This window comes from Leifsonia naganoensis, assembly GCF_013410615.1.
GTDB classification, from domain to species: Bacteria; Actinomycetota; Actinomycetes; order Actinomycetales; family Microbacteriaceae; genus Leifsonia; species Leifsonia aquatica.
This window is the reverse complement of record NZ_JACCHJ010000001.1, coordinates 2,417,964-2,433,798: the sequence shown is the minus strand read 5'-3', so window position 1 is coordinate 2,433,798 and position 15,835 is coordinate 2,417,964. Positions and strand designations below refer to the sequence as shown.

The window sequence follows — 15,835 nt, the reverse complement described above, 5'->3', positions numbered from 1 at the left end:
CGGTCAGAGGCGCGACGCGGTCACGGCGAACGTGTCGCACGCCTGCGCGCCCTGCTGGTAGCCGGTGGTGAACCAGCGCTGCCGCTGCTCGGCCGAACCGTGCGTCCAGCCCTCCGGGTCGACCCGGCCCGTGGAGGCCTCTTGGATGCGGTCGTCGCCGACCGCGGCCGCCGCACTCAGCGCATCCTGGATCTGCGCCGTCGTGATCGGCTGCAGGAAGGCGACGCCCTTCTCGTCGGTGGTCGTCGACGCGGCGGCGGCCCAGGACCCCGCGAAGCAGTCGGCCTGCAGCTCCAGCCGGACACTGTCGGACGCCGCACCCGTCTGGCGGCTGGTGTGCTGCGCCATGATCCCGCCGATGTTCTGGATGTGGTGGCCCCACTCGTGCGCCACGACATACATCTCGGCGAGCGGTCCACCGCTCGACCCGAACCGCGAGCGCAGCTCGTCGTAGAAGCCCGTGTCGACGTAGATGGTCCGGTCGGACGGGCAGTAGAACGGTCCCGTCGCGCTCGACGCCGAACCGCATCCCGTGCTCGTCCCTCCGGTGAAGAGGATGAACTCGGGGGACGTGTACCGCCCACCGAGCGCCGGCAGCTCCGTGGCCCAGTACGCCTCGAGCGAGGCGGCCGCACCCTTCATCCGGCAGTCGACGCTGGCGTTGGCGTCCGCGCCGGTGGTGCACTCCTGCAGCTCGGTGCCGGTGCCGATCTGCTCGGTACCCGTGGTCCCGCCGCCCAGGAGGCCGCTGACATCCACCCCGAGCAGCTGCGCGATCAGGAAGATCGCGACCGCGCCGATCCCCACACCGCCCGCAGCGATCCCCGCGGTCCGCCCCCGGCGCTTGACCTTGCCCCCACTGATGTCCGCATCCGGATTGAACGTCATGCCGCACACGGTACCGCGGCGGGAGGCAGGCGGGTATCGGCGGGATCACTCCATTCGATCTCGAAGGATGCTCGGCAGGAAGCCCACTCGATCGAGCTGGAAGATCAGGTGGACGGTCAACTCGCTCGGCGCGAAGACCAGGCGATAGCTTCGTGGCCCGTCTGCTTGGGTGAGGAGCCCCCGATCCAGCAGACGTCGAATCGCATGGCTCCGCGTCGTCGCCGAACCTGGAAAGGCCTCCTCGAGGTCGCCTGCTCGCACGATCGAGCGCCGAGCAACGATTCGCAGCGCGTCGCGCTCGCGCCGGGTGATCCCACCAGCAGCGTTCAGCCTTTCGATGGCGGGAAGGAGAAGCTCAGCTGTGACGAAGGAGTTGTCGCGAAGAGACCGCAGCCGTTCGAGGTCGGTGACGAGTCCGTCGAGGATGAAGCCGCACCATGCGATGGTCCCTTCGTCATCGAGCCGGTCCGCCTGCGAGAGATGGTCGTAGTAGCCCGAACGATCCGCCCCGAAGACCGCAGTGGGATTGATCGCGCGGTAGCTCGTCGTCGAAACGAAGCCCTGACGGATGAGCATCGCGTACGTCAAGAGACGTGCGACCCGCCCGTTCCCGTTGCCGAAGGGGTGGATCCACAAGAAGCGGTGATGAACGATCGCCGTCTGCAGAAGTTGCATGTGCGGTTCGACGTCATCATTGGCGAAATCCAGCAGCTGAGCCATGTCTCCGAGCACCTCCGCGGGAAACGGAGGGCGATGCGCAGATCCCCCGATCGTCACCTCTCCGCGCCGATAGCCTCCCGCGTGCTGGTCGCCTTCCCGACGAAGGCGGTCTACGACCAGACGATGCAGTTCCCTGACGAAGCCATGCGTGAGGGGGCCCACGAGCGCGTGCCGCTCGACGAAGGCCATCGCACCCTGGATGTTCAGGATCTCGTCGACTCCTTCATCAGGGGCCACTTGCGACTCGCGTCCACGCATCGCGCCCGCGACTGCGTCGAGCAGCGTCGTGCGATTGCCTTCGATACGCGCCGACATGATGCTGGTGAGGAGCTCGAACAGTTCTTTGAGCTGGAAGTACACGATGGGCGGAGTCGAGCCGTGGTCGAGCTCACCGCGCGCACGCTCCAAACGGATGATGCTCCGGCTGAGCCCGCTGTCGAACGCGAATCTCGGATAGGTGATCGGATCCACGGTGCTACTTTCCCGAACGTTCGTCGACAATTGAACTCAGGCCCCCATATTAGCTGATCAGAAGGCTCTTTTGACGGACTTGATCTTTTGAATACTTGAATACTGTTGACGCCGCGAAGTGAATCGGTTCTCTCCGGTGAGGGCCTTCCGGATCCGGCATCCCCGCCGCGCACCCCGCGGGCTAGGCTCGCAGCATGAGCACCTCCCCCGTCACCGTGACCATCACCGGCGCCGGCGGTCAGATCGGGTACGCCCTGCTGTTCCGCATCGCCTCCGGCCAGCTCCTCGGGGCGGACGTGCCCGTGCGGGTGCGGCTGCTCGAGATCCCGGCGGGGCGCTCCGCGGCAGAAGGCACCGCGCTGGAGCTGCAGGACGGCGCCTTCCCGCTGCTGCACTCGGTCGACGTGACGGAGGACGCGAACGCTGCCTTCGACGGCGCCAACGTCGCCCTGCTGGTCGGTGCCCGCCCGCGCGGCGCCGGGATGGAGCGGGCCGATCTGCTGGAGGCCAACGGTGCGATCTTCGGGCCGCAGGGCGCGGCGATCAACGCGGGCGCGGCGGACGACATCCGCGTGCTCGTCGTCGGCAACCCCGCGAACACGAACGCCCTGATCGCGAGCGCGCACGCGCCGGACGTGCCCGCCGAGCGCTTCACGGCGATGACCCGCCTCGACCACAACCGTGCCGTGGCCCAGCTGGCCGCGAAGCTCCAGGTGCCGGTCACCTCCATCGAGCGCGTGATCGTCTGGGGAAACCACTCCGCCAGCCAGTACCCGGACCTCAGCCACGCGACCGTCGACGGCCGGCCCGCCACCGAACTGGTGGACGAGCGCTGGCTCGCCGACGAGTACATCCCGCGGGTGGCGAAGCGCGGCGCCGAGATCATCCAGGTGCGCGGCTCCTCCAGCGCGGCCTCCGCGGCGAGCGCGGCCATCGACCACGTGTACGACTGGGTGAACGGGACCGGTGAGCGCTGGACCTCCGCCGCCATCGTCTCCGACGGCAGCTACGGTGTGCCCACGGGGTTGATCTCGTCCTTCCCGGTGCGCGCCGTCGACGGCGAGTGGCGCATCGTCGAGGGCCTCACGATCGACGACTTCTCGCGGCAGCGCATCGACGCGTCCGTCGCCGAGCTCGTGGAGGAGCGCGACGCCGTGCGGGCGCTGGGGCTGCTCTAGCCGGCCGGCTGATCCCTCCGCACCCACGGAGCCCAGACGCCGCCCGCGGGCAGCGCCTCCTTCGCGGCCGCGAGGCGCTCCGGCGGCAGGTCGTCGCGCAAGACCTCGCCCGTGCCCGATCGGTCACCCCACCGGAGCCCGCTCGTCACCCATCCCGGAGAGGGCACGTCCACACTCTCGGTGAACTCGCCGTGCACGATCGCGCCGACGACCCATTCGAGCTCTTCCGTCACACTCACGACGTCTTCGTCGCACGCGTCGCATCCGCACCGCGGGAACACATGGTCCTGCAGCGCACCCGCGTGCACCACGACTCCGGGGTAGCCGGTCAGCACGACAGTGAGGGGTGCAGCGCCGGGAGTCCCGGGCGTCAGACGCACCGCGCGCGCCGCGGGAGGCGTGGTCGCACCCGCGACGAACGACACATCGCTCTCGACGGCCGGGTCGTCGACGACGGTCACGTCGTACTCCTCCGTCAGCCAGCGGATGAGCGCCTCTGCCACGGCGTGCAGCGGCGCGTACCGCTCGGGATGGCTCACGCGCGAGTACGCCTCCTCCGGCACCTCGCCCATGCCCCAGCGGTGACCGTACGGGATCGGCTCGCCGCTCTCGTCGAGGAACTCGACGACCGGCCACTCGGGCCGCACATACTCGCTCATCCGTTCACGGTATCCACGGGAGGCCGCGCGCGCACGGACCGATCCATCCAGATGACGCAACACGCCGCCTCTCCTGGTGGAGAGACGGCGCGTTGTGACGGCTCGTCGGCGCGGGGGCCGGGTCAGCGCTTCTTCTGGCTCTTCTCCTGCGCCGGGAGCGTGCCCGCGGCGCGGTGCTCGGCGAAATAGGCGCGGGCCTCGGCCTGGCGCTCGCCCTCGGCGCCGGTCGCGATCTTCGCGCGTACCAGTTCCGGTCCGTAGCCGAACGCGTCGACCAGGTCGACGGCGTGCGGGCGGATGCGCGTGAGCAGCCGGTCGATGTAGGCGGTGACGGCCTGCGCGCGCTGGGGCGAGAGGCGGCCGTGGATGAGGTACCAGGCGAGGTGCTTCTCGATCAGCCCGAAGCCGAAGAGGTCGCGCAGCCAGGTGAGCACCTGCGTGGTGCCGGCGTCGGGAGCCTGCTCCAGCGCCTCGGTGAACGCCTCCCACTGCAGCAGCTCGCCGTGAGCGCGGGCGGCCTCGATGAGCTCGTTCTGTTGCGCGTTGAACAGCTCGGCGGCGGCCTTCTTGTTCAGCTTGGAGGCGGGGCGCAGCCGGCCGGCGATCTCGCCGATCATCGTCTCGACCCGGTCGGTGAGCAGCTCGCGCTGCGTCTGCGACTCCTGCAGCCAGTTGACCGAGCGCGCGGTCGAGCCGAAGTCGCGGACGGTCTGGGCGACGGTCCGCAGGCCGCTGCCGTGGTACGCGCGGCCGGCGGCGTGGGTCACGACGTAGCGGGCGAGGGCGCCGGCGTCCGCCTTGGCGAACTTGCGGCTGTAATCGGTCAGCAGACGCTTCGCGACCAGCTGCAGCAGCACGTTGTTGTCGCCCTCGAAGGTGACCCAGATGTCGAGGTCCTGACGGAGGGAGGTGACGCGATTCTCGGTGAGGAAGCCGGAGCCTCCGCACGCCTCCCGCGCCTCCTGCAGCGTGTCGAGCGCGTGCCAGGTGCTGAGCGGCTTGAGCGCCGCGGCGATCGTCTCGAGGTCCTGCCTGTCGTCGTCGGAGTCGGCCTTGCCGCTGAAGACGTCGTCGAACTTGTGGAGGAACACCTCGTGGGCGAAACTCGCCGCGTACGTGGTGGCGAGCAGCGGAAGCAGCCGGCGCTGGTGCCGCTGGTAGTCGAGCAGCACCTCCTCGTCGGTGTCGCTGCCGGCCGTGAACTGCCGGCGCTCGGCCGCGTAGGTCAGCGCGATCTTCAGCCCGATCTTCGACGCGATGGTCGCGGAGCCGTCGAGGGAGACCCGGCCCTGCACGAGCGTCCCGAGCATGGTGAAGAAGCGGCGGCCGGGGCTCTGGATGGGCGACGTGTACGTGCCGTCCTCGGCGACGTCGCCGTAGCGGTTGAGCAGATCGGTGCGCGGGATGCGGACCCCGGTGAAGTGCAGACGGCCGTTGTCGATGCCGTTGAGGCCGCCCTTCTGGCCGTCGTCCTCGCCGCCGACGCCGGGCAGGAACGCACCGTCCGCATCCCGGATCGGGACGTAGAAGGCGTGGACGCCGTGGTTGACGTTCTTCGTGATGAGCTGCGCGAACACGACGGCCGCGGTCGCGTCGACCGCCGCGTTGCCGAGGTAGTCCTTCCACGCGCCGCGGAACGGGGTGTCGAGCACGAACTCCTGCGACTCGGGGTCGTAGGTCGCCGTGGTGGCGATGCTCGCAACATCGGAGCCGTGCCCGGTCTCGGTCATCGCGAACGCGCCGGGCACGTCCAGCGACATGATCGCCGGCAGGTACTTCTCGTGGTGCGGCGCGGTGCCGAGGTGCAGCACCGCCGCACCGAACAGACCCCACTGCACGCCCGACTTGATCTGCAGCGACGGGTCGGCCGTCACCAACTCTTCGAACGCCGCGATGTTGCCACCGTGGTCGTCCTCGCCGCCGACCGACTTCGGGAAGGCGCGGTGCACCTGGCCGTTCTCGACCAGCAGGCCGAGCTGCTCGAAGACGCGCTTGCGGTGATCGGCGACCGAGAGGCCCTCGATCTTCTGCATCTCGGGCCGGCTGGACAGCTCCCGCGACGCCAGTCGCGCCTCGGCCCAGTCGCCGAGCAGCTGACGGCCCAGCGCCTCGACGTCGACGCGCGGCGAAGCGCCCGCGGCGGAAGCCGGAGTGGGGCGGGATGCGGCGGCAGGGGTGGCGGGGACGCGCTCGGCGGTATCAACCATGAGTTCCTCTTCGATTCTCTCGGGGTCTCTGCCACGGTACGACCGCATCTCACAGAGCGGAAACGCGCGGTGCGCCGCCTACAAAACGCGGCGGCGACGTCCGCGACCCGATTGGTGGGATCCTCCAAATCAGACTGCTCCGGCTTGGAGGATCCACAACCTCAAGCCGCGCGGCGAGCCTGCCGCGGGGCGGCGCGCAGAGCGTCGCGGGCGGGGGCGGCATCCCGGCCGGTGACCACGCTGCCGGGGTTCAACTGGGCGTCGCGCTCGATGCGCGCGCCGTTGCCGATCATGGCGTCGGCCCCGATCTTCGCATTGCTGCCGATCTTCACGTTGCTGCCGACCACGCTGCCCGCCCCGATGTGGACGTTGGCGCCCACGAAGGTGCGGTCGCCGATCGTGGTGCCGCGGTCGATCCAGCTGCCGGCGCCGACGTAGGCGTCGAGCCCGACGCGTGCGTCAGCCTCCACATACGCCGTCGGCTCGATGTACGCCGACTCGGCCACCCGCGCGGTGGGAGCGACCAGCCCCCGGCCGTTGGCGTGCCGCCGATACCTGATCACTGCGCCGGTCTCGTCCTCGAGCTCTTCGATCATCCGTGCCATCGTTCTCCTCCTTCGAGATCGTCGCGTATCCGAACATCTGTACAACACCGGAGGACGCACGAAGATTCCCTGATCGCCCCGGAGAACGGCCACCGTACGCCCGGGAGCGCTCGGAGACCAGGGGTTCGGATGGGAGAGGGCTGAGGAGTCGGTGGAAGACGGCCGAGGAGCGGCTCAGACGGCTAGGCCTGCGCCGCCACCACGTCGATGAGCGCCTGGCCGTAGGCCTCGCGCTTCTTGGCGCCGATCCCGCTGATGCCGTCGAGGTCGCCCAGGCTCGCCGGGCGGGCGGAGGCGACGGCGCGCAGGGTGGCGTCGCCGAACACGATGTAGGCGGGGACCCCCTGCGATTTCGCCTCGCCGGCCCGCCACGACCGCAGCGCTTCGAAGAGCGGGAGGTCGGTCGGCGCGACGTCGGACGGAGCGGAACTGCGGGAGGACCGGCTGGCGCGCTCCGGGCGTTCGGGCTCGCGGCGCAGGATGACCTGTCGCTGCCCGGCGAGCACCTCGGCGCTCCCGGGCGTGAGCACGAGCACCCCGTACTCGCCTTCGGGCTTGAGCAGCTCCTGCGCGATGAGCTGCCGCACGACTCCGCGCCACTGGCTCTCGGAGAGATCGGCGCCGATGCCCCAGGTGGCGAGGGCGTCGTGGCCGTGCTGGTCGACGCGCGGCGTGCGCTTGCCGCGCACGATGTCGACGAGGTGGCCGGCGCCGAAGCGCTGGTTGCGCTCGCGGGCCAGTCGCACGACGGTCGAGAGGAGCTTCTGAGCCGGCACCGTGCCGTCCCAGCTCTCGGGCGGGGTGAGGCAGGTGTCGCAGTTGCCGCACGGCTCGGAGCGCTGGCCGAAGTAGCCGAGCAGGTTCACCCGGCGGCACTGCACCGTCTCGCAGAGGGCGAGCATGGCGTCCAGGTGCTGGGTCAGCCGCCGGCGGTGCGCGAGGTCGCCCGGTGAGTCGTCGATCATGCGGCGCTGCTGCACGACATCCTGCAGCCCGTAGGCGAGCCACGCGGTCGACGGGAGGCCGTCGCGGCCGGCGCGCCCCGTCTCCTGGTAGTAGCCCTCGACGGACTTGGGGAGGTCGATGTGGGCGACGAACCGCACGTCGGGCTTGTCGATCCCCATCCCGAAGGCGATGGTCGCGACGACGATCACGCCCTCCTCGCGGAGGAACCGCGCCTGGGTGCGGGCGCGCAGACCGGCATCGAGCCCGGCGTGATAAGGCAGGGCGGTGAGGCCGCGGGCGGAGAGGAACTCCGCCGTGCGCTCGACCGAGTTGCGCGACAGGGCGTAGACGATGCCCGCCTCGCCGGGGTGCTCGACCGTGATGAAGTCGAGCAGCTGCTTGCGCACCTCCACCTTCGGCACGATGCGGTACTGGATGTTCGGCCGGTCGAAGTCGGCGACGAAGTGCTCGGCGCCTTCCAGCCGGAGGCGCGACGTGATCTCGCGGTGGGTCGCGTCTGTCGCGGTCGCGGTGAGGGCGATGCGGGGGACGTCGGGCCAGCGGTCCGCGAGCTCGGAGAGCGCCAGGTAGTCCGGCCGGAAGTCGTGGCCCCACTGCGACACGCAGTGCGCCTCGTCGATCGCGAAGAGGGCGATGCGTCCGCGCTCCAGGAACCGCTTGGTGGCCTCCGACGACAGGCGCTCGGGCGCGACGTACAGGATGTCGAGCTCGCCGGAGAGGTACGCGCTCTCGACGGCGGCCCGCTGCTGCGGATCCTGGGTCGAATTGAGGAACGCCGCCCGGACGCCGACGGCGGTGAGCGCGTCCACCTGGTCCTGCATGAGGGCGATGAGCGGCGACACGACGACGCCCGTCCCCTCGCGCACCAGCGACGGGATCTGGTAGCAGAGGCTCTTGCCGCCGCCGGTGGGCATGAGCACGACGGCGTCGCCGCCGGACACCACCTGGTCGATGATCTGCGCCTGCTCGCCGCGGAAGCTGTCGTACCCGAAGACCGTCTTGAGCGCTTCCGCAGGGGTGGCGAAGCGAGGAGCGGTGACCGCGGGGGCGCGGGTCGCGGCGGCCACGGCGGGCGCGGATCCGCCGCCGAGCGGGGCACCGGCGGGCGGCACGTCGTCGAGCGGCACACCCGCGTACGGGTCGTCGCCGAAGTCGGGCATCGGCGGCTCGTCCTCCAGCGGCGGCGCGTCGCGATCGTCCGGCACCCAGGCGTTCCAACTCATCCCTCGATCGTAACGACGACGGCTGACCGTCGGCCCCGCACTCCACGGATCTGTGGAGGCTCGCCGCACTCCACAGCCCTCCGATACGATCACGGCATGCGTCGGCTCATCGTCACCGAGTTCATGTCGCTCGACGGCGTCGTCGAGGCACCCGGCGGCGAGCGCAGCCACCGTCACGGGGGCTGGACCTTCCCCTATGCGACGGATGCGCTGCAGGCCGCGAAGCTGCAGGAGATCCAGGAGGCCGGCTCCCTTCTCCTGGGCCGGCACACCTACGAGCAGTTCGCCGAGGCCTGGCCGCCGCGCGAGGGCGAGTTCGCCGACCGGATGAACGACCTCCCGAAGACCGTGGTCGCCTCCGGTCACGAGCCGCTCGACTGGAACGCCTCCCGGCTGGACGCAGCGGCGTCCGGCACCGTGCGCGCTGCCGTGGCCGCGCTCAAGGAGGGTGAGGGCGGCCCGATCCTCGTCGCGGGCAGCGCGACCCTCGTCCGTTCCCTCGTCGTCTGGGGTCTCGTCGACGAGCTCCGACTGCTCGTCTACCCGGTACTGCTCGGCGGCGGTCGGCGCATCTTCCCCGACGACCGGGAGAAGTGGACCTTCGAGCTCGCCGAGCTCGAGCGCTACGACAGCGGCGCCGTGCTCCACGTCTACCGCTTGGCCGGGAGCTGATGCCGGCCGTCGCGCTCGGCCTCCTCAGCGCTATCGTCTACGGTTCCGCCGATTTCGTCGGCGGAGTGGCGGCGAGGCGCATCGGGGCCCTCCGGGTGACCGCGGTCGGGGCGGTCAGCGGGCTGGTGCTGCTGTTCCTCTCCCTTCCGCTGGTCGGCGGTGCGTGGACGCCCGCCGCCATCGGCTGGGGAGCGCTCTCCGGTGTGATCGGCTCCGTCGCGGTGTTCCTCCTCTATGCCTGCCTCGCGATCGGGCCGATGAGCATCCTCTCGCCGCTCACCGCGGTGATCTCGGCGATCGTCCCGCTGACCTGGGGACTGATCGGCGGCGACCGCTTCGCCCCGATCGGCTACGTCGCCCTCGGCGTCGCGCTGATCGCGGTCGTGCTCGTCGGCTTCGTGCCGGAACGCGGCGCCGTGCGACCCAGCGGCCGCGCCCTGCTCATGGCCGTCGGGGCCGGCGTCTTCATCGGCGCCTTCCTCATCCTGCTCGACCAGACCCCGGCCGACTCCGGTGTCGTGCCGTTGATCGCGAACCGCGCCGTCAACGGGGCGATCATGTGGAGCGTCGTCGGGCTCGTCGTGCTCCGGGCACGCACCCGCGCGCCGGGCGGAGACCGGTTCACCGCACCCGGCGCCGGGCTCGCCGCCGCGAGCGGGGTGCTCGACGCCTCGGCCAACGTCCTCATCCTGGTCGGGCTGCGCGCCGGCGACCTGTCGACGATGTCGGTGCTGGTCGCGCTGTACCCGGCCGGCACGATCCTTCTCGCGGCGATCGTGCTGCGCGAACGCATCGCCCCGGTGCAGTGGATCGGGCTGGCGCTCGCGATCGGCGCCGCGGGCATGCTCGCCGCGGCCTGAGCCGCCGCCGCGCAGATTTGGCCCAAATGTCGACTTTGGCGCCGCCATTCCCCGCATTTGTGCCAAATCTCGGCGCGCGCACATTCGGCACGAATGTGCACTTTGGCGGCGCCATACCCGCGATTCGTGCCGAATGTGCGTCGCCGCAGCCGCGGGACGCGCCCGCGGGTATCGTGGGTCGCCGAGCAGCCGCGGAGCCGACCAGCCGCGGAGCCGAGCAGGGAGGGCCCCGATGAGCACACCGCACGATCCGGCGGACGAGCTGGAGAACGGCCGCGAGCACCTCGGCGACGTCAGCCAGGCGGTCCAGGACTTCGCGAGCGAGCAGGAGGGCTACCACAAGGGCCTCTCGGCGCGGCAGCTGCAGATGATCGCCATCGGCGGCGCGATCGGCACCGGCCTCTTCCTCGGTGCAGGCGGACGGCTCGAGCAGGGCGGCCCGCTCCTGGTGTTCGTGTACGCGATCTGCGGGTTCTTCGCGTTCCTGGTGCTGCGAGCACTCGGCGAGCTGGTGCTGCACCGGCCGTCGTCGGGCTCGTTCGTGTCGTACGCGCGCGAGTTCTACGGCGAGAAGATGGCGTACGTCGCCGGATGGATGTACTTCCTCAACTGGGCCATGACCGCGATCGTCGACTCCACGGCGATCGCGCTCTACGTGAAGTACTGGACGCTCTTCACCTCCGTCCCGCAGTGGCTGCTGGCGCTCATCGCGCTCGTGGTGGTCGTCAGCCTCAACCTGATCTCGGTGAAGGTCTTCGGCGAGATGGAGTTCTGGTTCGCGCTGATCAAGGTCGGGGCGCTCGTGGCGTTCCTGGTCGTGGGCATCGTGGTGCTGGCGGCGGGATGGCCGACCGACCTCGGCCCGACCGGCGTCGCCATGCTCGCCGAGAACGGCGGGTTCCTCCCGCACGGCGTCGCCACCATCGCGATGGCGATCGTGCTCGTGCAGGGCGTGGTGTTCGCCTACGCCGGGGTGGAGCTGGTCGGCATCGCGGCGGGCGAGACGGCGAACCCCGAGAAGATCATGCCGCGCGCGATCAACAGCGTGGTGTTCCGGATCGCGGTGTTCTACTGCGGCTCCGTGCTGCTGCTGGCGCTACTCCTCCCGTCGAGCGCGTACAGCGCAAGCGAGAGCCCGTTCGTCACGTTCTTCAGCCACCTCGGCGGGCCGCAGCTCAGCGCCATCGTGGGCTCGGTGATGAACTTCGTCGTGCTGACCGCCGCCCTCTCCAGCCTGAACGCGGGGATGTACTCCACCGGCCGCATCCTGCACTCGATGGCGCAGACCGGCGCCGCCCCGGCCTTCACCGGCCGGATGAACACCCGCGGCGTGCCGTACGGCGGCATCCTCCTCACCGCCGCGATCGGCGTGCTCGGCGTGTTCCTCAACCTGGTGGTGCCCAAGCAGGCGTTCGACATCGTCCTGAATGTCGCGGCGCTGGGCATCATCACGAGCTGGGCGATGATCATCCTCTGCCAGATGCAGCTGCGGCGCTGGTCGCTGCAGGGGCGGATGGCGCGCCCGTCGTTCCGCCTCTTCGGAGCGCCGTTCACGGCCTACCTGACGCTCGCGTTCCTCGTGCTCGTGCTGGTGCTGATGGCGTTCGACTACCCGACGGGCACGTGGACAGTCGCCTCGCTCGTGGTCATCATCCCGCTGCTGATCATCGGCTGGTACGCGCAGCGCGGCCGCATCCTCGAGATCGCGCAGAAGCGCGAGGGGTACACGGGCGCCCACCCGGTCGTCGCGTCGCGCCGCCGCCCGCGTCCGCCTCGCGCCTGAGCCGAGAGCCGATAGCGGTCGGCTTGTAAGGCTAGCCTTGCCTCTCTAGGCTGAAGGCGACATGAAGAACATCAGCACGCGACTGCTCCTGACCTGCGCCGCCATCGGCGTGGCCGGCGGCATCGTCTTCTCGATCTCGGCCTACATCTCGGGCACGCTCGCCGCGGCGGCGCCGATGTTCTACGGCGCGGTGATCGGCGTGTACTTCCTGCCGGGCGTGATCGCCCAGGCCCTGCTGCGCCGCGGCGGAGTAGCGCTGATCACGTCGGTGATCGCCGGGCTGGTGTCGGTTCCGTTCCAGCCGATCGGGTTCGCGGCCGTCATGGCGGCCGGCTCGATCGGGCTGCTGCAGGAGGTGCCGTTCGCGATCACGCTCTACCGGTACTGGAGGGCGTGGCTGTTCTACACCGCCGTCACCATCGCGGGGCTGATCTTCGGGGTCGGTGTGTTCATCGCGCAGGGCGCCGACCTGGCGGAGCCGTGGGTGCAGGTCGTCCACATCGGCCTGTTCGTCGTGAGTCCCATCCTCTTCACCTGGCTCGGGCGCGCCGTCGCCGCCGGGCTCGACCGCACCGGAGCCGGTCGCGGACTGCAGCTGCCGATCGTGCGCCCCCGCCGCCGCGACTCCGAGCCGCTGCCGATGATGGCCGCCTGACCGCCGTGGCGGCGGGACCCGCGCCCCTGCGGGTGCAGGGCGTGCGCATCCGGCACGAGGGCGCCGCGGCGTGGACACCCGACGGGGTGGAGGTCGCGGTCGCGCCCGGCGAGGTGCTCCTGGTCCTCGGGCCGAGCGGATGCGGCAAGTCGACGCTGGCGTTGGCACTGAACGGACTCGTGCCGCACGCGATCCCCGCGACGATGCAGGGCACGGTCGTCGTGGGCGGGGTGGACACGGCGGACGCCCGCGTCGCCGACCTCAGCGAGCACGTGGGGATGGTGTTTCAGGATCCGGACGCGCAGCTGGTGACCGCGACGGTGCTGGACGAGGTCTGCTTCGGCCCCGAGAACCGGCTGGTGGCCGCCGCCGAGGTGCTCGCGCGCGCCGAGCAGGCGTTGCGCGCGGTCGGGCTCTGGGAGCGCCGGACCGATGACCCCGACACGCTCTCGGGCGGCGGCAAGCAGCGGCTGGCGATCGCGTGCGCGCTGGCACTGGACGCCCCGCTGCTGGTGCTGGACGAGCCGACCGCGAATCTCGATCCCGCGGGCGCGGAGGAGGTGTACCGGCTGCTCGGTGACCTGGTCGCGGACGGCTCCGGGCGCGCGGTCGTGCTGGTCGAGCACAACCTCGACGCCGCGATGGGCATCGTGGACACGGTGCTGGTCCTGGATGCCGACGGTCGCCCGGTCGTGCATGGCCCGGCCTCGACGGTGCTCCGCGAGCGCGCGGACGAGCTGGCCGCTCTCGGAGTGTGGCTGCCGACCGCGACGCTCGCCGGGCTGCGGCTGCGTCGGGCGGCGCTCGCGATCGACCCGCTGCCGCTGACGCCGGAGGAGCTTACGGCTGGCCTGGCGCTCCTGTCCGAACCGCTCGACGCGGCGGTCTCCGGCCGGCCCGACGACGCATCCGCCACCGGCCCGACGCCCGCGCCTGCTGCCATCGCCGTCTCCCACCTCACCCTCCGCCGCGGACGCCGGGAGGTGCTGCACGACGTCTCCCTCCGGGTCGCGCAGGGCGACTTCGTCGCGGTGGTCGGTCCCAACGGCGCCGGCAAGAGCACGCTCGTCCAGGCGATCGCGGGCGTGCTGCGGCCTCCCCGCGGCACGGTCGCCCTCAGCCGTCCCGGCGCTTCCGGTGGTTCCGGCGACCCCGCAACCCTCGATCCTGCGCGCGCTTCCGCGGCCGACCTCGCCGCCACCGTCGGCTTCGTCTTCCAGAACCCCGAGCATCAGTTCGTCGTCCACACCGTCACCGACGAGCTCGCCTACGGCCTCCGCCAGCAGCACCTCCCCGCCGCGGAGGTCGACGAGCGCGTCGAGCGGATGCTCGCGACCCTCGGCCTCGGCGCCCAGCGCGACGCGCATCCCTTCCTCCTCTCCGGCGGCCAGAAGCGGCGACTCTCGGTCGGCACGGCGCTGATCGCGGGCGCCCCGCTGCTCGTGCTCGACGAGCCGACGTTCGGGCAGGACCGGGCGCGCGCCGCCGAACTGCTGGAGCTGCTGGCCGCGCTCAACGCCGCGGGCACGACGGTCGTCGTGGTGACGCACGACCTGGGCCTCGCCGCCGAATACGCCTCGCACGTCGCGGTCGTCGACGACGGCCGCGTCGCCGCCTTCGGTGCGACGGCGGACATCCTGCGCGACAGCGAACTGCTGGAGGGCGCGGGCCTGCGACGGCCTCCCCTCGTGCGCGCCCTGGCCGATCCGCGGGTGCCGGCGCCGCTGCGCGGGCTCACCCGGCTGCGCGATCTGCCGGGAGGCGCACCGTGAGCTTCCTCTCCGCCGACCCCTACGGCACCGGCGCCCCGGTCACCGGCCGGTTCCTGCACCACCTCAACCCGCTCGCCAAGGTCGCCGCCGTCGTGCCGGCCTGGGTCGCGCTGCTGTTCACGCGGGACGTGCTCACGCCGCTCGTGCTCCTGCTGCTCGGGATGCTGCTCCTGCTCGTCGGCGCGCGACTGCGGCCGGCGCTGCTGGTCGCGCTGCTCGTCGGCGTGCCGGTCGTGGTGCTCGTGATGGCGGTGAGCTTCGGCTTCTGGACGGACCCGTCGCGCGTCGCCGACCGCACGGTGCTCTTCTCCATCGGCGCGTTCGACTACACGGCCGGCGCCCTCGCCGTCGGCTTCGCGACCTCGCTGCGCCTGACCGCTCTGGTCGTGCTCGCCCTGGTCGGCGGCCTCACGACGACGGGACCGGATCTCGCGCGCGCCCTCGTGGCGCAGCTGCGCATCCCGTACCGGATCGGCTACACGGCCGTCGCCGCCTACCGGTTCGTGCCGCGCTTCGGCGCCGAGCTGACGCTGATCCGCCAGGCGCAGCGGGTGCGCGGCGTGGCTCCCGGTCGCGGGCCGATCGCTGCGTTCCGCCGCGCGTTCGCGGCCGTCGTGCCGCTGCTGGCGTCGAGCATCCGGCACGCCGACCGGATGGCGCTGGCGATGGAGTCGCGCGCGTTCGGCGCGCATCCCACCCGCACCGAGCGGACGCCGTCGCGCTGGCGCGTGCGCGACACGGTGTTCACGCTCGCCGGCTGGGCGGCCACGGCCGCCGTGTTCGTGCTCGTCCCCCGCTGACGCCTGCTCAGCGGCGTCGGCGCGCAGCGACGGTCAGGAGCCGGAGGGGCCTTCGTTGCCGGCCGACTCGTCCGTGATGACGAGCCCGGAGGCGCGGCCGGCGGCGACGATCATCGACTCGATCCAGTCGCGGTTGATGCTGATGGCGCGGGAGCCGCTGTAGTAGATGTGGATCGGCACGCCGTTGTCCACCCAGATGGCGTGGCGTCCGCTGCCACGCTCCACCGGGAGCGGCCAGGAGAGGAAGAAATTCTCCCCGCGCCGGAGCTTCGTGCTGATGACGATCTGCAGGTGCGTCAGCACCCGGTCGTCGATCTCGAAGCTCTCTCCGTTGTACGCGAGTGTTCCCACAGCCAAGCCCTTCAGAGGCGCCGGG

General features: G+C 71.1%; 14 protein-coding genes. 7 read left to right on the top strand and 7 right to left on the bottom strand.

Annotated elements, in window-relative coordinates; genetic code table 11:
* Positions 1-3: 3 nt before the first annotated feature.
* Together ypfJ and HNR14_RS11760 are read right to left on the bottom strand one after the other, a co-directional pair.
* Positions 4-888 carry a KPN_02809 family neutral zinc metallopeptidase gene (ypfJ, locus tag HNR14_RS11765; protein ID WP_179701199.1) on the bottom strand — a complete coding sequence of 295 codons (885 nt, stop codon included), beginning with the start codon at positions 886-888 and terminating at the stop codon, positions 4-6.
* A gap of 45 nt (positions 889-933) precedes the next feature.
* Entirely contained in the window at positions 934-2,079 is a 1,146-nt protein-coding gene (locus tag HNR14_RS11760; protein WP_179701198.1) for a Fic family protein, read from the bottom strand.
* Positions 2,080-2,273: 194 nt separating this feature from the next.
* Between HNR14_RS11760 and HNR14_RS11755 the strand changes: the two genes are divergently transcribed.
* A complete protein-coding gene (locus tag HNR14_RS11755) occupies positions 2,274-3,257 on the top strand; it encodes a malate dehydrogenase (protein ID WP_179701197.1) in 984 nt (327 codons plus the stop codon).
* Here the strand turns inward: HNR14_RS11755 and HNR14_RS11750 are convergent.
* The 4 genes from HNR14_RS11750 to recQ all read right to left on the bottom strand — a co-directional run bounded on the left by HNR14_RS11750 (position 3,254) and on the right by recQ (position 8,917).
* Complete coding sequence (locus tag HNR14_RS11750) at positions 3,254-3,916, bottom strand: DUF6226 family protein (protein WP_179701196.1); 663 nt, start codon at positions 3,914-3,916, stop codon at positions 3,254-3,256. The genes HNR14_RS11755 and HNR14_RS11750 overlap by 4 nt on opposite strands.
* A 122-nt stretch (positions 3,917-4,038) precedes the next feature.
* On the bottom strand, positions 4,039-6,123 hold the full coding sequence (locus tag HNR14_RS11745) for an acyl-CoA dehydrogenase family protein (protein ID WP_179701195.1): 2,085 nt from the start codon (positions 6,121-6,123) through the stop codon (positions 4,039-4,041).
* Between the two features lie 161 nt (positions 6,124-6,284).
* Positions 6,285-6,728, bottom strand: coding sequence for a DapH/DapD/GlmU-related protein (locus HNR14_RS11740; protein ID WP_039921039.1), 444 nt, complete (start codon positions 6,726-6,728; stop codon positions 6,285-6,287).
* A gap of 182 nt (positions 6,729-6,910) precedes the next feature.
* Entirely contained in the window at positions 6,911-8,917 is a 2,007-nt protein-coding gene (recQ, locus tag HNR14_RS11735) for a DNA helicase RecQ (protein WP_179701194.1), read from the bottom strand.
* A 96-nt stretch (positions 8,918-9,013) separates the two neighbouring features.
* On the opposite strand from recQ, the gene HNR14_RS11730 reads away from it, so the two are divergent.
* From HNR14_RS11730 to HNR14_RS11705, 6 genes are all read left to right on the top strand, one after another.
* On the top strand, positions 9,014-9,589 hold the full coding sequence (locus HNR14_RS11730) for a dihydrofolate reductase family protein (protein WP_179701193.1): 576 nt from the start codon (positions 9,014-9,016) through the stop codon (positions 9,587-9,589).
* Complete coding sequence (locus HNR14_RS11725; RefSeq protein WP_179701192.1) at positions 9,589-10,449, top strand: DMT family transporter; 861 nt, start codon at positions 9,589-9,591, stop codon at positions 10,447-10,449. Before HNR14_RS11730 ends, HNR14_RS11725 begins: the two co-directional genes overlap by 1 nt.
* A gap of 232 nt (positions 10,450-10,681) precedes the next feature.
* Positions 10,682-12,232, top strand: a complete 1,551-nt coding sequence (locus HNR14_RS11720) for an amino acid permease (protein WP_179701191.1) — start codon at positions 10,682-10,684, stop codon at positions 12,230-12,232.
* A 61-nt stretch (positions 12,233-12,293) separates the two neighbouring features.
* Positions 12,294-12,887: an ECF transporter S component gene (locus HNR14_RS11715; protein ID WP_179701190.1), complete on the top strand. Its 594-nt coding sequence runs from the start codon at positions 12,294-12,296 to the stop codon at positions 12,885-12,887.
* A 5-nt stretch (positions 12,888-12,892) separates the two neighbouring features.
* The gene (locus HNR14_RS11710) at positions 12,893-14,659 is read left to right on the top strand and encodes an energy-coupling factor transporter ATPase (protein ID WP_179701189.1); all 1,767 of its coding nucleotides are present in this window, start codon (positions 12,893-12,895) and stop codon (positions 14,657-14,659) included.
* Positions 14,656-15,459 (top strand): CbiQ family ECF transporter T component, encoded by an 804-nt coding sequence (locus HNR14_RS11705; RefSeq protein WP_179701188.1) that lies wholly within the window; start codon positions 14,656-14,658, stop codon positions 15,457-15,459. The genes HNR14_RS11710 and HNR14_RS11705 overlap by 4 nt, the downstream gene beginning before the upstream one ends.
* A gap of 33 nt (positions 15,460-15,492) precedes the next feature.
* Here HNR14_RS11705 and HNR14_RS11700 read toward each other — a convergent pair whose 3' ends face one another.
* On the bottom strand, positions 15,493-15,810 hold the full coding sequence (locus HNR14_RS11700) for a DUF7882 family protein (protein ID WP_039922040.1): 318 nt from the start codon (positions 15,808-15,810) through the stop codon (positions 15,493-15,495).
* Positions 15,811-15,835: the final 25 nt, after the last annotated feature.

Bases quoted from the DNA above. Each gene is read 5' to 3' on its own strand.
- HNR14_RS11740 (WP_039921039.1), bottom strand. From the start codon at position 6,728: ATGGCACGGATGATCGAAGAGCTCGAGGACGAGACCGGCGCAGTGATC.
- HNR14_RS11725 (WP_179701192.1), top strand. From the start codon at position 9,589: ATGCCGGCCGTCGCGCTCGGCCTCCTCAGCGCTATCGTCTACGGTTCC.
- HNR14_RS11730 (WP_179701193.1), top strand. From the start codon at position 9,014: ATGCGTCGGCTCATCGTCACCGAGTTCATGTCGCTCGACGGCGTCGTC.
- recQ (WP_179701194.1), bottom strand. From the start codon at position 8,917: ATGAGTTGGAACGCCTGGGTGCCGGACGATCGCGACGCGCCGCCGCTG.
- HNR14_RS11720 (WP_179701191.1), top strand. From the start codon at position 10,682: ATGAGCACACCGCACGATCCGGCGGACGAGCTGGAGAACGGCCGCGAG.
- ypfJ (WP_179701199.1), bottom strand. From the start codon at position 888: ATGACGTTCAATCCGGATGCGGACATCAGTGGGGGCAAGGTCAAGCGC.
- HNR14_RS11755 (WP_179701197.1), top strand. From the start codon at position 2,274: ATGAGCACCTCCCCCGTCACCGTGACCATCACCGGCGCCGGCGGTCAG.
- HNR14_RS11715 (WP_179701190.1), top strand. From the start codon at position 12,294: ATGAAGAACATCAGCACGCGACTGCTCCTGACCTGCGCCGCCATCGGC.
- HNR14_RS11750 (WP_179701196.1), bottom strand. From the start codon at position 3,916: ATGAGCGAGTATGTGCGGCCCGAGTGGCCGGTCGTCGAGTTCCTCGAC.
- HNR14_RS11745 (WP_179701195.1), bottom strand. From the start codon at position 6,123: ATGGTTGATACCGCCGAGCGCGTCCCCGCCACCCCTGCCGCCGCATCC.